The organism is Sorangium sp. So ce128 (genome assembly GCF_051525245.1).
In the GTDB taxonomy this organism is placed as follows: domain Bacteria; phylum Myxococcota_A; class Polyangia; order Polyangiales; family Polyangiaceae; genus Sorangium; species Sorangium cellulosum_B.
On record NZ_CP150313.1, the window covers coordinates 12752337 to 12766549 of the forward strand.

The 14213-nt window shown below is 70.0% G+C and carries 15 protein-coding genes; 9 read left to right on the forward strand and 6 right to left on the reverse strand.

The features are described 5' to 3' along the window. Window positions 1-187: 187 nt before the first annotated feature. Window positions 188-682, forward strand: coding sequence for a DUF2267 domain-containing protein (locus tag WME82_RS48310; RefSeq protein WP_437743172.1), 495 nt, complete (start codon window positions 188-190; stop codon window positions 680-682). A gap of 103 nt (window positions 683-785) precedes the next feature. Here the strand turns inward: WME82_RS48310 and WME82_RS48315 are convergent, their stop codons facing one another. Further along, window positions 786-1529 carry a BON domain-containing protein gene (locus tag WME82_RS48315; protein ID WP_438040846.1) on the reverse strand — a complete coding sequence of 248 codons (744 nt, stop codon included), beginning with the start codon at window positions 1527-1529 and terminating at the stop codon, window positions 786-788. Between the two features lie 663 nt (window positions 1530-2192). On the opposite strand from WME82_RS48315, the gene WME82_RS48320 reads away from it, so the two are divergent. Then, entirely contained in the window at window positions 2193-2669 is a 477-nt protein-coding gene (locus tag WME82_RS48320) for a DUF6184 family natural product biosynthesis lipoprotein (protein WP_438040847.1), read from the forward strand. 42 nt (window positions 2670-2711) lie between these two features. Here WME82_RS48320 and WME82_RS48325 read toward each other — a convergent pair whose 3' ends face one another. Together WME82_RS48325 and WME82_RS48330 are read right to left on the reverse strand one after the other, a co-directional pair. Then, window positions 2712-3047 (reverse strand): hypothetical protein, encoded by a 336-nt coding sequence (locus tag WME82_RS48325; RefSeq protein ID WP_438040848.1) that lies wholly within the window; start codon window positions 3045-3047, stop codon window positions 2712-2714. A 21-nt stretch (window positions 3048-3068) separates the two neighbouring features. Continuing rightward, window positions 3069-3683 carry a hypothetical protein gene (locus tag WME82_RS48330; protein ID WP_438040849.1) on the reverse strand — a complete coding sequence of 205 codons (615 nt, stop codon included), beginning with the start codon at window positions 3681-3683 and terminating at the stop codon, window positions 3069-3071. Window positions 3684-3944: 261 nt separating this feature from the next. On the opposite strand from WME82_RS48330, the gene WME82_RS48335 reads away from it, so the two are divergent. From WME82_RS48335 to WME82_RS48345, 3 genes are read left to right on the forward strand one after another with little or no spacing between them, the layout of a single operon-like run. Continuing rightward, window positions 3945-5024 carry an NAD-dependent epimerase/dehydratase family protein gene (locus WME82_RS48335; RefSeq protein WP_437743178.1) on the forward strand — a complete coding sequence of 360 codons (1080 nt, stop codon included), beginning with the start codon at window positions 3945-3947 and terminating at the stop codon, window positions 5022-5024. Beyond that, complete coding sequence (locus WME82_RS48340) at window positions 5021-5653, forward strand: vitamin K epoxide reductase family protein (protein WP_437743179.1); 633 nt, start codon at window positions 5021-5023, stop codon at window positions 5651-5653. The genes WME82_RS48335 and WME82_RS48340 overlap by 4 nt, the downstream gene beginning before the upstream one ends. Then, window positions 5650-6054 carry an SPW repeat domain-containing protein gene (locus WME82_RS48345; protein ID WP_438040850.1) on the forward strand — a complete coding sequence of 135 codons (405 nt, stop codon included), beginning with the start codon at window positions 5650-5652 and terminating at the stop codon, window positions 6052-6054. The genes WME82_RS48340 and WME82_RS48345 overlap by 4 nt, the downstream gene beginning before the upstream one ends. A 143-nt stretch (window positions 6055-6197) precedes the next feature. Here the strand turns inward: WME82_RS48345 and WME82_RS48350 are convergent, their stop codons facing one another. Continuing rightward, window positions 6198-6605 carry a hypothetical protein gene (locus WME82_RS48350; RefSeq protein ID WP_438040851.1) on the reverse strand — a complete coding sequence of 136 codons (408 nt, stop codon included), beginning with the start codon at window positions 6603-6605 and terminating at the stop codon, window positions 6198-6200. Window positions 6606-6742: 137 nt separating this feature from the next. Then, window positions 6743-7411: a phosphoribosyltransferase gene (locus WME82_RS48355; protein ID WP_438040852.1), complete on the reverse strand. Its 669-nt coding sequence runs from the start codon at window positions 7409-7411 to the stop codon at window positions 6743-6745. A gap of 256 nt (window positions 7412-7667) precedes the next feature. Here WME82_RS48355 and WME82_RS48360 point away from each other — a divergent pair, with 256 nt between their 5' ends. Then, window positions 7668-8534, forward strand: coding sequence for a CBS domain-containing protein (locus tag WME82_RS48360; protein ID WP_438040853.1), 867 nt, complete (start codon window positions 7668-7670; stop codon window positions 8532-8534). Between the two features lie 48 nt (window positions 8535-8582). Here WME82_RS48360 and WME82_RS48365 read toward each other — a convergent pair whose 3' ends face one another. Next, window positions 8583-9932 carry a PAS domain-containing sensor histidine kinase gene (locus WME82_RS48365; protein ID WP_438040854.1) on the reverse strand — a complete coding sequence of 450 codons (1350 nt, stop codon included), beginning with the start codon at window positions 9930-9932 and terminating at the stop codon, window positions 8583-8585. A 312-nt stretch (window positions 9933-10244) separates the two neighbouring features. Here WME82_RS48365 and WME82_RS48370 point away from each other — a divergent pair, with 312 nt between their 5' ends. From WME82_RS48370 to WME82_RS48380, 3 genes are all read left to right on the forward strand, one after another. Further along, window positions 10245-10475 (forward strand): hypothetical protein, encoded by a 231-nt coding sequence (locus WME82_RS48370; RefSeq protein ID WP_438040855.1) that lies wholly within the window; start codon window positions 10245-10247, stop codon window positions 10473-10475. 210 nt (window positions 10476-10685) lie between these two features. Continuing rightward, window positions 10686-12317, forward strand: coding sequence for a hypothetical protein (locus WME82_RS48375; protein WP_438040856.1), 1632 nt, complete (start codon window positions 10686-10688; stop codon window positions 12315-12317). Window positions 12318-12354: 37 nt separating this feature from the next. Then, complete coding sequence (locus WME82_RS48380) at window positions 12355-13902, forward strand: hypothetical protein (RefSeq protein ID WP_438040857.1); 1548 nt, start codon at window positions 12355-12357, stop codon at window positions 13900-13902. Window positions 13903-14213 lie beyond the last annotated feature (311 nt).

The following is a 14213-nucleotide window of genomic DNA, read 5'->3' on the forward strand; positions in this document are numbered from 1 at the left end:
CGTCCCCTGCGCTACCTGGACCCAACGCCCTGGAACGCAAGCCCGCTCGCAAAGGTTTGCTGCGGCCGCCGCCGCCCGATTCATCGATGGCCCGGACGGCGCGATCGCACCCTCGAAATCGGCACGGCCCGGGGTGACGCCTCCTCGGGACAGCCTCATGTGACCTGTGATCGAGAGGAGGTTTGTCGTGTCCAGCCGAGAACCCACCGCCGCTCCCCCCATCGACGCGAAGGGCAACGCACCCCTGGACAGCGCGGAGCAACGCCTGTTGCGAGAGATCGTCGACGTGACCGAGCTCGCGCCGGCGATTGACGTGTCGGACGCGCTCCAGGCCGTCTTCGAGCCGCTGCTCGCCCGGCTGAGCCGCGGCCAAGCTCGGGCCCTGCTCGCCACGTTCCCCGAGTCCGTCCGCCGTCGGTTCGAGCCGGCAATGTCGAGCCGGGGCGAGGAGGGTGAGGCGTTCGGCGCGGACGAACTCTTCCGGCGCATCGGCGACCGCCTCCGCGTGACCCCTGACGAGGCCCGGCAGGTCGCCGGCGGCGTGATCGCCGCCGTGCACCGCACGTTGTCCAACGAGGAGGTCGCGCAGGTCGAGTCGCAGCTGCCGCACGACCTGAAGAACATCTGGAGAGCGGGGCCGGCGCGACGCAAGCACAACCCGGCCGGGAACCGCGCGGCCTGAAGTCCGATGCCGGTGCCCTGCGACGCGAAGGCGTGGAAGACAGCAGAGGTCGGGCACGGCCGTATGGGGGGCCTCCCACGGGATCCATGGAGTCGCGGAGGGTCTACGGCACGAGGGCGGAGGGCGGGACGACTTGAATCTGGTTTTCGACGTCCTCCACGCCCAGCATGCACCAGGCGTCGCGCTCCGCCGCAGACTTCTGCGCCTCACTCGCCGCCGTGCCGTACAGCGTCACGACCGAGCTCTGCGTCCTGGCGCCGATCGCGACGGCATCAACGAGAGGATCCCGCTCGTGCGCGAGCCGGATCGCCTCGGTGATCTGATCGTCGTTGTCCTCCTCCGGCGGAACGACCTCGAGGGCATTGACCACGTCGCGGCTGCCCGGCACCCACCACGCGAGTAGCCCGGCGAGGCGCTTGTGGGCCAGACTCGGCACCGAGCCGTCGAGCGTCACCACCGCATCCTTCGCCGATGCCTCGATCGTGCCGCGGGCCGTTCCGGCCGGGATGCGCGCGGTCTCGACGACAACCCCCTCGCGGGTGCGTACGGCACACTCCTCGAACGCGCACTCTGCGAGCATCGCGTCCTTCACGTGATCGCGGATCGCGTCATCGTTCATGTGCACGGCGGGCCGGACGCGGAGCTGGTCGTCCACCCAGCGGACCCCGGTCACCACCGCGGCTTCCTTCAGAGCACGCTTCTTCGCTGCGATGTCCGGGACCTCGCCCTGCAAGGTGAGCACGCCGTCAACGTCCTCGATGCCGATCGCGAAGCGATCGGGGTCGCAGCGCAGCGCTCTGCCGAGGGCGGCGCGGACCTGCGCAAGCCGTCTTTTGTCGTCTTTCATGCTCCTCCGCTCCTCATCACATCACGGCGTCACGGCGGCCGTCGGCCTCCGGTCAGCGCCGCGTTCAGAACAATTTCTGCCGGCCATCATGGATCAGCTTGGTTTTCGTCGCAGATCACCTTCTCCGGGAGAGGCGACGGTCGCGCCGAACGCGCCGGCCGAGGACGGCGATGTTCGCGATCGTGCCCCCCACGCCCGGGCCAGCCACCATCGTGCAGAGCGGACGCATGCGCAGAGGGGACACATGCGGCCTTGACTCCTCGACGCGGGCTGCCTGACTCCCAGACAGCGCCTCGCGCGTGCGGTTCCTTGAGCCGATAGAGGAGCCCGAATCCGGCGATCGTCACGAGAAGCACCGCCACGCCCGGCTTGCATGGCGGCAACGGAGGCACATCCCTCATCGCAGTTCGAGGCTGTGGCGGCGTCCGCGGTCCGGCGCCCCTGCCGGTCGATCCCTACCCCGCAGATCGCACCGCGGTGTCCGGCGCGATGACAGCCGAGCACGGCGCCGGCAGAGGCATGTTAATCGCAAGGGTGTTGGGGCAACTTGCGAGAAAACGGCACGCGGACGTTCCGAGCCGCGTGCCGGGCCGGTCGGTGTTCGACCCAGCCGACGGCGAGACGGTCGAGGGCGACGCCCATCGCGCGACCTAGGCGCGTTGGATGGCGCCCGATCTGCACGATCGGGCTGATCGGGAGGAAGAGATGATGCGAACGAACCATGGGAGATCGATGATGGGCCTCCTCCTCGCGGCGGGGGTGCCCCTGCTCGTGGCGGCGTGCAAGCGAGAAGAGAGGGCGCTCGGGACCACGCCCCCGCCGGGCGCCCCTCAGGTCGAACCAGGGGTGACGACCGTCAGCGCGGTTGACAGCATCGTGGCGGCGCGGTGCGACCGCGAGGCACGGTGCAACAATATCGGCGCCGACCGGGAATATGCGAGCCAGGAGGCCTGCGCCACCAGGATTCGAGCCGAATGGCGTGACGACCTCAACTTCGCCGAGTGCCCCGGCGGCATCGATTCCAAGGAGCTGACCGAGTGCCTGCAGGAAATCCGAAATGACGACTGCAACAATCCGTTCGACACCCTCGACCGGATCGTCGCTTGCCGCTCGAGCGACCTCTGCCAAGCCACTCAATAGCTGCGCTTTCGCGCGCGGAGGCGAGCGGGGCACGCAGAGCGGTCATGGGATGTGAAGCTGCCAGTGCGACGGGGCGGACGCGTAGAGGTCCACGTCGCAGACGCCGAGCAGCCGTTCCCATTCCGGCCGGCGGGCGGGCGCCAGCTCATCGAGGATCGCGGTCGACAGGTGCTGCCGGCGGCGCGCGTTCCAGCCACGGTCGGGGAGCGGCAGGGGCGACACCACGACCACCTCCGACCGAAATGCGCCCCCCAGCAGCGGTATCAGCCTGGCGATCGCCCCCGGCTCGACCGAACCCAACGGTGCGACCGCGATGACCGCCGAGGGCGGCGGATCCGTCGTCCCGTCCTCGGTTGCGCGCAGAATGCCGAAGATCAAGATGACCCGTCCGGTGGTGCTTCAGCCGGGCCCTCCCACCGCTCTCGCCCTCAGGAGAACATCCTTGTTGAACTGCCACATGATCTCGGCGTGCCCGTCGAACGCGATCCGCCCCACACGGTTCAGGTCCTCGATCAGCTCGAGCAGTCTCCCCTTTGCCTCGCTCACGAAGAGCGCGTCTTCAGGCAGATCGCCCAATTGTGCCTGCTCGCGGGCGCTGGCGGCGTCGAGCTCGCGCTGCACGGCATCGAGCTCTTCTGCGGCGCTTCGGCTCTTGAAGTACTTTCGGAGCGCCCCGTCCAGAGCGATGACGCCTGGGCGGAGCTGGCTCAAGTGGGCCGACAGCCCCGCGGCAGATCGACCGAGCGGTCCCGTGTGCAGCGGCACAGAGGACGGCCAGGTGGCCGCTGTCTCGCGCAGCGCCATTGGCACCGCGTTTCGCAATCGCCGCAGGAAGGCCTTCGCCCGGCCGATGGCGCTCCACTCCGCGGCGTCGGCGTCGCGCGCCTCTCCTTGCGAAATGGCTGGCCCGAGCGACGCGGATAGCTCCGCGACCGTCTGCTCGAGCGCGAGCGTCTTGTCTCGCGCCCAACCATTGTCAGCCAGCTCTGCCGAGAACCGCCGCGCGAGCTCCATGTGTACGCGCCCCTGTTCGACAAGGCCGTGCCGTGGCTCTTTGCGACCCTTCTCTACCAGCCGAACTTCTACCGCCATGCGCATCAACCTGGGACGCCGAGGACCGAGGCGCAAGTTCGTCGCGCCGTCGCACGCGCACGCACTGGCGCACGCGCTGCACCGAGCATTGAAGAAGAAGAACAGCGCTGTGCTCGCTCCTCCGCAATGGATGCGGTGCACCCGGCGTGGCGTGCCCTTTGCCTCACTCGACCGCGGTGATCCATGGGAAACGAGACGAAAAAACCGGTCGTCCTCATCACGGGCAGTAGCGGGCTCATCGGATCCAAGCTCGTCGAGGCATTCGCCTCCGACTACGCCGTCCTTGGCATGGATCAGAAGACCCCGACCCAAGTCCCGGCCGGGACCCGGTTCCTTGAATGCGACCTGACAGACCGGGGGAGCGTGCAGGAGTCGCTCAGCGCCGTGCGAGAGCGAGAAGGGAGCGAGCTCGCCAGTGTCCTCCATCTCGCGGCGTACTACGACTTCGCTGGCGAGCCGAGCCCGCTGTACCACGACCTCACGCTCGGGGGAACCGAGCACCTTCTCGATGCTCTCCGGGACTTTCGGGTCGAGCAGCTCGTCTTCTCGGGCAGCCTCCTCGTGATGAAGCCGGCGGAAGAGGGAGAGCGAATCGAAGAATCATCGGCCACAGAAGCATCGTGGGACTATCCCCGCTCGAAGCTCGAGGCGGAAGAGCTCATTCGTGAGCAGCATCGAGACATTCCCGCGGTGCTGCTGCGCATCGCCGGCGTCTACACGGAAGACTGCGAGTCGATTCCGATTGCCCAGCAGATTCGACGCATCTACGAGAAGAGCTTCGAGAGCTACTTCTTCCCGGGGGATCCGTCCCACGGCCAGGCCTTCGTGCACATGGATGATCTCGTGGCGTGCTTCCGCAGGGTGGTCCAGCTTCGCGACCAGCTCGCTCGCGACGAGGTGTTCCTGATCGCCGAGCCGGACGTCATGAGCTACGCGGAGCTGCAGGACGTGTTGGGGGCGCTGATCCACGGCAAGGAGTGGCCCACCATCGTCGTCCCGAAGCCGATTGCCAAGGCCGGTGCATGGGTTCAGGTCAAGCTCAAGGGCGGCAAGGGCGCATTCATCAAGCCGTGGATGATCGATCTCGCGGATGCTCAGTACGCCGTCGATATCAAGCATGCTCAGGGCCGGCTCGGCTGGAATCCCGTGCGGAGACTGCGCGACACGCTGGGCGAGATGGTTCGCAGGCTGAAGGACGACCCGAAGGGCTGGTATGCGAAAAACAAGCTCCCGTTCCCCGAGGGGAAGGCGAGCGCCGCATGACGCCTCGCACCCACCTCGCCTCCGATCCGACGAGCCTGAACGTCCCCGCGCCGCCGTGGCATTACAACCCGTCCTCCTGGGGGCAGCGCGTGCCGATTTGTCTCCTCGCGGCCGTGGGCTTCGTCCTCTCGTCGTACATGGCGCTCTACCAATGGCGCCTCATCTCGAGCGTGTGGGATCCGTTCTTCGGTGAACAGACGCTGCGCGTTCTCGATTCAGACGTGTCCCACCAGATGCGTCGCTGGTTCGGTGTTCCCGACGCCGCGCTCGGCGCGATCGCCTATCTGGGCGACGCGATATTCGGTCTAGCGGGCTGCACGCGTCGGTGGCAGTACCGGCCGTGGCTGGTCGTGCTCTTCGGGCTCGACGTCATCCCGCTCGGCGCGGTCAGCGTCGTCCTCGTCGTGCTCCAAGGCACGGTCGTTGGAGCGTGGTGCTCGCTCTGTATCGCCACCGCCATCGTCTCGCTGGTACTCATCCTCCTCGCGTACGACGAGGTCTGGTCCAGTCTCTCCTATCTCGTGAGGGTCTGGCGTCACACGCACCAGCGTCGCGCCGTGTCCCGCACGTTCTGGGGGCGTCCGTCGCCTGGGGGGGACGACGCGGCGCTGATCGGCGGGAGGGCATGATGTGGGCGCGCGTCGTCGAGGTGATGCTCGCGTGCTGGCTGGCGGTGAGCCCCTTCATCTTTCGTCACGGAAGCCGAACAGAGCTGTGGGTCAGCGATCTCGGGTGCGCCGCGATCGTGATGACCCTCGCGCTCGCCTCGTTCTGGCGTCCGATGCGCTACGCGCATGGTGGAATCGCCGTGGTCGCCATCTGGCTCGTGGCGTTCGGCTACTTCCGGTGCGGCTCTCCGCCGCCCGCCGCCGCTCAGAATGACATCCTGACGGGGCTACTGCTCCTCATGTTTGCGATCGTCCCGAACGACGCGTCTCAACCGCCGACCCCGTGGAGGCGCGCGAGGGAAAGGGCCGTCGCTGGAGATCTCGGCGCGGCGTCGATTCAGCGGCCTGCTTCCGATTCGTGAGTCCCTCGATCCGTTCTCCCAACCGCCAGGCCGCGTGGTGCGTGCGCCGGGGCGAGCTCGGCCACACCGAGCAGCCGAGCATGACCCTCGCATCCTTCGCCGAGACCTCGATCGCGCCGCGGACCGTTCCGGCCGAGTTGTGGCTACGCGCCGCTCCGCTTCTCCGGGATGTGGTCCTCGCCGCCCGGCGTCCGCTCTCTTCGTGCCTGCGGCTCCTCCAGTTCGGGCCGCTGGTGCTCGGGGCCTTCGCGGGGCACGGCCTCGCCACCGTGCGTGCCTCCCAAGTGAGCGCCGCCGGCATAGCGCGCCGCGCTCTCGGCCGAGCTCGTTCCGCCGGCGTCCCGCTCGGCCGTCCTGCGCATCGTGCGCTCGTCGGCGTGCTCTGGGGGCCTGCGCCGCGGGGGTGCGATCTCGGGTCGAACGCGATCGCGCAGGCTCCGGACACCGCGGAGCACGCGTGAACGTCGGATCCACCGCAACCCGGCGAGGCGCCGGACGATACGATCGACCCGCTCCTTGGCCCACGTCAGGGTCTTATTGGCCGTCTCCATGAGCTCAGCTTGCGTCGGGCGATCCGGCACCGGGAGTGTGCGGCGCCGCGTTCCCACGCGGGGCCCCACCAGCGCGCGTCCGATGTCGGCCCCGGTTGCCTGAGAGGGATGAGCCGGAGCGCCATTGCACCGACCCGTCAAGCGGCCTCTTGCGCGTTACGCGACGTCGGCCTCGCGGCGCGCTCCAAAAGGGCCCGGACCTCCTCATCCGTGGTCTGCGAGAAGTCCTGGTACCAGAGCCCGACGGCCACGAAGGGCTCCGGCGTGACGGCGCAGACGACCTCGTCCGCCTCCCCCTGAAGGGCCTCGCATGTCGGGGGGGCCGCGACGGGGACGGCCACGACGATTCGAGCGGGCGACAGGCGCCGCAGAGCCTTCACTGCCGCCCGCATGGTCGCGCCCGTCGCCAGGCCGTCGTCCACGAGGATGACCACGCGACCGCGGATGTCGAGCGGAGGCCGGCCGCCGCGATATTCGCGCTCGCGACGTTCCAGCTCCTCCCGCTCCAGCAGCTCGGCATCGGCGATCTCCCTTTCCGTGAACCCGAGCGCGTCGACGACATCCTCGTTGAGCACGCGCACGCCGCCCGAAGCGATCGCCCCCATCGCAAGCTCTTCCTGCCCGGGAACGCCGAGCTTGCGCACGACGAAGACGTCGCACGGCGCCCCCAACCGGCGGGCAACCTCGAACGCCACCGGGACGCCTCCCCGCGGTAACCCCAGCACCACAACGTCCGCTCGACGGGCGTAGTGGTCGAGTTGCGCTCCAAGGCGCTCGCCTGCATCCGAACGGTCATGGAACAACATGAGCCCTCCTGCCAGGCTGCGAGGACGGACCTCTTGTCCGCTCGAAATTTGTTCGCTCGAAATGTACGGGAGGGTTCTCGAAAGCGTCAGTCCCCTACCAGCAGATAGTAGAATTGTAGTGGATTCAAGAGCCCAGGAACGACGGTATGCGGATGAGCAGCCGAACGGGGCCCGGTGGACTCTCGATGCGCCGCCCCATTGCCATGGGGAAATTCGACCCAACGAAAAGCACTGCGAAAAACAACGGAGGCGCGACATGCTCTGTAGCCAGCTGATGAAGAGTGAGCCCGTTTGCGTGCTGCCAGACACCACCGTGCAGACGGCGGCGCAGCGCATGGGCGACGAGAACATCGGATTTCTCCCCGTCTGCGACGTCTCGGGCAAGGCGCTCGGTGCGCTGACGGACCGGGATATTGCCATCCGCGTCGTGGCGAAGGCTCTCCCCGCCACGATCCGGGTCGCCGACGTGATGACGTGCGAGGTGGTCGCTTGCGGGGCGGACGAGGACATCCAGCAGGCGGAGGAGCGGATGCGGCAGGCCCAGAAGTCGCGCATCATGTGCATCGACGCGCAGGGACGCCTGGTCGGCGTGATCAGCCTCTCCGACATCGCCAGGAGCGAGCCCGATGACAGGGCCGCGGGATTGCTGCGCGCGACGGCCATGCGGGAAGCCCCAGCGGCGCCCGGGGCCGAGCCGGCGCGCGAAGCGAGGCCGATCGACGTGAAGTCCGAGCGCGTCTTCCGGCGGATCGAGCAGAGCGGGGCGCTGCCGAAGGATCTGCGCGCCCCGGAGGCGGTCGGCGCCGTGCTGTGCGTGCTGTCGCTGCGGGTGAGCGGCGGCGAGGCGCGGGACATGGCGGGCGCCCTGCCGCCGACGCTCAGGGAGATCGTCGAGCCGTGCGCGCTGCACCGGGCCGAGCTGCCGGACACCTTCGGCCGCGGCGAGTTCGTGCAGGTGTTGGCGCAGCACCTCCAGGCGTCGAGCGAGCAGGCCGAAGCGCTGGCGCGCGCCGTCTTCGCCGCCGTCGAGGCGGAGATGCCGATGGACGAGGTGACGGCGGTCGAAGTGCAGCTCCCGGGCGATCTGAAGGATCTCTGGGGTCGCCACCGCCGGGCAGCCTGACGCTCGCTCGAATCGGCGCTTCGAGGCAGGGGGGCATCGGATCCACGCTCATTGCACCTGAAACTCAGGCCGCTCCACGCCGGGCGCATGCGCGCGGCGCGGCAGCTCGACGGTGAACGTCGAGCCCCGGTCCGGCGCGCTCTCGACCCGGATGGTGCCGCCGAACGCGTCGAGGATCTGCTTCACGATCCACAGCCCGAGCCCGAACCCCCCGTAATGGCGCTCGGACACGGCGCGCTCGAAGCGCCCGAAGATGCGGGCCTGCTGCTCGGGCGCGATGCCGATCCCCTGGTCGCGCACCAGGATCCGCGCCGCGTCGGCGCCTTCCTCCACGATCAGCTCGATGGGCTTGCCGGCCCCATATTTGATGGCGTTCGAGAGCAGGTTGCTGAGGATCTGATCGACGCGGGTCCGGTCCCACCATCCGGCGACCGGCTGGCCGGCCTTGACGCGCAGCTCGCAGCCGGCGCGGGTGAGCTGCTCGCGGAACCGGAGCGCCGTGTCCCGCGCCGCGGCCGCGACATCCACCTGCTCGTGGCGAAGCTGGACCTTGCCCGCGGTGATGCGCGAGACGTCGAGCAGATCGTCCACGAGCCGCTTCAGCCGCTCCACCTGCCGCGCGACCACGTCCATCTTGTCCAGCAGCCGCTCGGGCGGCAGGGGCGCCGCGTCGCCGCGCAGCGCCCGCTGCACGCTGCCGACCTGCAGCTCGAGCGGGGTGAGCGGCGTGCTGAGCTCGTGGGAGGCGATGGAGAGGAACTCGTCGCGCAGCCGCACCGCGTCGAGCGCCTCGTGGTACAGCCGCGTCCTGTCAGCCTCGGCCTCGCGGGTCTCGGTCACGTCGATGCCCGTGCCGATGATGAACTCCACCTCCCCGTCCTCGTCGTACAGGAACGCATGCGCCCAGACGACGCGGCGCTTGCTGCCGTCCTTCGCGATCCAGTCGTTCTCGTGGTACGGCAGCGGCTCGCCCCTCTTGCTCTTCGCGAACGTCGCCAGCAGGCTCGCCTTCTGCTCCGTCGTGAGATACAGGTCCCAGAACACGTGGCCGCGCACCTCGTCGAAGCAGAGGCCGGTGAGCTTTTCGCAGGCACGGTTGAAGCGCACCACCCGGCCCTCGCGGTCGAGGACGACGATCAACGCGGCCACCGTATTGAGCACCGCGGCGCTGAAGTCCTGCTCGTGCCGGAGCGCCTCCTCCACCTGGCGCAGCCGGAGCAGCGCCCGATCGGCCTCGGCGCGCGCCGCCTGCGCGCGGGCGTACCACGCGCGGAACTCCAAGGCTGCGAGCACGGCGACGGTGATCCGCAGCGCTTGTAGAACCATGCTCCCCCGGGCTGGCCACGCGGCCGCGCCGCCCCTGAGGATCTCGGGCCCTCCCGCAGGGTAGGCTAGCATAGGTCGATCCGACGGACGCGCGGTGCGCCGGACGCCTCGAGCGCCCAGCACGTCCCCCCGTCGTGGCAGTTCGAGATCTCCAAGCGATTCCGATCGGCGGATTCGGGCGGCCGGCACGAGACCCTCGGCGCATTCCCAGGGTGCGGCGATGACGAGGGCGATCTCGGGGAGTGCCCGCCCGACTCCAGCGCGCAGCAGGCGGAAGGGGCCCAGTCGCTCCAGCAGAGCTGCGCCGCCTGTCGCACCACGACCAAGACCGGCGATGCGCGCGGCGGCGCACCCGAAGGCATCAACGTTGACGACCTCGACCATGTGCGCGGCGACAAGACCGAGATCTACGCGGCGGTCTCGGAGGGCGCGATGCCTCCGGGCGGAAAGCTCCAGGACGCGACGATCGCGTCCATCCGGGTCGACCTCGACTGCGGCGCGCAGGTACGTTTGGGCGGGGTGACTGAACTCGGGGCAAGGGGAGAGGGCAGCATTCCGCTGTCGGACTGGAATTTCTCACGAAAGAGGTCGCTTGATGGCGTTTTCTCCGGTTGACGCCGTGCGTCCAGCGTAACTACCGTCGCGCGTGGGTCATGCGCGCGTTCGCGGGGGATTCTGTCTGCCCTTCAGACCGCGACCGCCACGTCCTCTTTCACGGACTTCTCCTTCCTGGGGCTCACGCCGGCTCAGGATCGGATCCACGGCTCACCGTTGGGACCGGCGTGAGATCGTGGGGATGGGGTGAGGACATCGGGAGCCGAGGCGGTGCGTTCGACGAAAGGCCGGAGCGTTGCGAAGTCCGTCGTCGCGGTCGCGCTCTGCATGTGCGGCGCGAGCACGCTGATAGGGTGCGGTTACTCCGACGCTTGCTGGGAAGCGCTGGCGTGCGCCCCGGATCCGGAGCCTCCGCCCGATCCGTGCGAGGGAGAGCCCGGCACCGCGCCGGCCCTGGACGAGTGCGGGGTGTTCGTCAGCGCGTCGTCAGGCGACGACGCGAGCCCTGGCACGAAGGGCGCGCCGGTGAGGACCTTGCGACACGCGATCGGGCTCGCCGCGCACGGGCGACGCGACGGTGAGACGCCGACCCGGCGCGTGTACGCTTGCGGCGAGACGTTCGAGGAGAAGATCGCGCTGCCTTCCGGGCTCGACCTCTGGGGCGGCCGTCGCTGTGGTGACGGCGGCGACTGGTCGTATGCGTGGTCGTTCGGCGGGCCCGACGAGCCGACCACGATCGCTCCGCCCGCGGGGATCCCGGTGCGGGTCCTCGCGGGCGACAACGCGACGACGACGATCGTCGGCGTGCACGTCGTCGCGGCGGACGCCTCGGCGAGCGACGGCAAGTCGTCCATCGCGATGATCTTGAGCCCGGGGGCCGGCGTGGTCGTGCGGGACAGCGCGATCGTCGCCGGCAACGGCAACGATGGGGAGCCAGGGGAGGACGCGGACAGCGAGCGGGCAAAGGACGGAGAGCTGGGGAACGACGGCGCCGACGCCTGCACGGCCGACTCCGAGACGGGCGCCCTTCCGGTCGCGACCGCGTGCGATGACGGCATCGAGTCCACGGGAGGCTACGGCGGCGACGGCGGGCTCGAATCGGGGGGCGACGGTGCGCCGGGGCAGCCGAAGCCGGCGGAGAATCCGGAGGGCAAGGGCCGCGAAGGGGTCGGCGCGGGCAGTGAGCCGTGCACGGTGGGCAAAGACGGCGCCGAAGGCACCGACGGCGGCCGCGCTGACGGCGCCGCTGGCCCAGGCCAGCTCACCGAGCGAGAAGGCTGGGTCGGCGTCCGGGGTCAGGACGGGACACGAGGGGGCGTCGGCCAAGGGGGGGGGGGCGGCGGCGGCAGCAAGGGGCGAGGCGACATGGTCGCGTGCCGCGCGGGCACCCCGCAGGCCGGCGCCGCCGGCGGCTCGGGCGGGAGCGGCGGCTGCGGCGGCCGGGGAGGCCAGGGCGGCGACTATGGCGGCGCGAGCATCGGCGTCGTCGCGTTGCAGGGGAGCACGCTGACGCTCGAGGCGACGAGGGTGAAGACGGGCAACGGCGGCCGCGGTGGAGTCGGAGGAACGGGCCAACCGGGCGGCGGGGGTGGGTGGGGCGGCCACGGTGGAACGCCCCCAGTTGGAGTGAATGGCCTGTGGCCCGCATGCCCTGGTGGAATTGGAGGCCACGGCGGCCGTGGCGGCGATGCCGGCGGCGGCCTCGGGGGGCCATCGTACGGCGTCGCGTCCGTCGCTGCCCGCGTGGAGTTCGGGCCGTACGCCACGGTAGAATGGGGAGCGGGCGGCGACGGCGGAGTTGCCGGCAATGCAGCGCCCGATGACGACGCGGGCAAGGGCGCCGATGGCGACCACATGCCCTGGCGTCAATTCGACGTGTCCAATCCGGAGCCGCCCCGTTGAGGGGCCCTGTGCGCGCGGCGTCGCGTGGAGGAGCACCATGAAGCCGACCTTCCCCGTCCACCTCGCCTTTGCCCTCCCGCTCTCCGTCATCGGCTGCGGGACCACGCCGGGCCCGCTCGACACGGCCCCTGCGCCCTGCGATGACAGCACGGCGTGCTCGGACGAGCCGCCGGCGGAGTCGGTCTGTCTCGAGCACCTGGCCGCCGATGTGCTGGACGATGGCTGCGGGGTGTTCGCCGGCGGTGTCTTCGGCGGCGGGGACGACGCGAACCCCGGCACGAAGGACAAGCCGGTGCGGACGCTCCAGCGCGCCGTCGAGCTGGCGCGAAAGGGACGGGGGCGCGTGTTCGCGTGCCACGAAGGTTATTCCGACCCCCTCACGCTGCCCTCCGGCGTGGATCTGATAGGCGGGTTCAATTGCCTGACCTGGGAACGCATGATCCCCCGACTCGACGGCGGCCGCAGTCGGTCGTCGCTGCAGACCCCAACCGACTTTCGCATCCTCCTGACCGTCGAGCCGGCCGGCCCCGAGGACACGGGCGCAGGGGACGGCGTATCGAGGATCATCGACTTCGAGGTATGGGCGCACGGCCCGATCGCCGTGCTCGTGAAGTCCGGCACGACGGTCGAGTTCCTCCAAGGCCTCATTAAAGCCTCCGAGGGATGGGCGGGCCATGAGGGTGAGGAGCTGCCCGGACTGGATCAGGCATCCGATGGACGGCACGGCTTGTACGGCGGGGATGCGTGCTCCGCCGACACGGTCCCCGGCGGCGCGGCGGTGCTGAACCCGTGCGACGGCGGGCTCCCGAGCACCGGCGGCAAGGGGGGCGACGGGCTCTCCGACGGCGCCGAGGACGGGGACGACGGGGCGCCGACGTCCACGGAGTACGGAGGGGGAGGACGCGGGGACGTGCCCGGCACTCACTGCAGCAGCGGGTCCTATGGGATCTACGGTCCGTGGGGCGCCGTCGGCGCCGCGGGCCAGGGGATCGGGCGGATCGACGAGACGGGGTGGCACGGCGACAAAGCCGGCGACGGCGGCTGGGGCATGCCGGGTCAGGGCGGCGGCGGAGGGGGCGGGCGGCGGGGCGGGCTCAGCGTGTGCGGCGTGGCCGGCAAGGGAGGCGCCGGCGGTGGCTCCGGAGGCGCCGGCGGCTGCGGCGGCAGGGGCGGTCGCGGAGGCGAGAACGGGCACCCGAGCATCGGCATCCTCGCGCTCCATGCGAAGGTGACGGTGCGCGACAGCGAGATCATCACGCGTTCCGCCGGCCCGGGGGGTGCTGGGGGCAGGCCCCAGGAAGGCGGCCTGGGCGGCCGAGGCGCGCCGGGGGGCGCCTTGGGGGACGGCAACTGGTCCTGTCCGGGCGGCAACGGGGGCGACGGCGGCCCCGGCGGCTACGGCGGCCCCGGGCGCGGCGGCGACTCGATCGGCATCGCGTACCTCGACGAGGACCAGCTCACGGTGGAGGGCGTCACCTACGATCTCGGACCGCCGGGCAAGGGCGGCGTCAGCTGGGATTGGTCTGGCAAGGAGCTCACGGGCGAGGAGGGCACCGTCGCCAAGACGCTGCGGTTCCCCGAGTAGCTGGAAGTAAGCGCGCCAAGCAAGCAGGCCGCGCTGTCGATCGAGCTCTCGCGCGCCTCGCCCTCAGCCGCCCGGATCAACACGAGAATCAGCGCGCGACGCAGCCACGGCATTCGCCAGCTGCGGTCCCGCCTGCGAGACGCAGCGTGGTCGTGAACGTCGTTGTGGTCGTGGTGGTCGCAAAATGCTCGCAGCTGGTACCGGCTATCGGTACCGAGCGGCCGGCCGGCTGCCAGCCCCCATGCCGGGGCCGCTGCCCTGCGCCGCGTTCATACACGAAAGAGCCCGGTGCTTGCCCGGACCGGAGCACG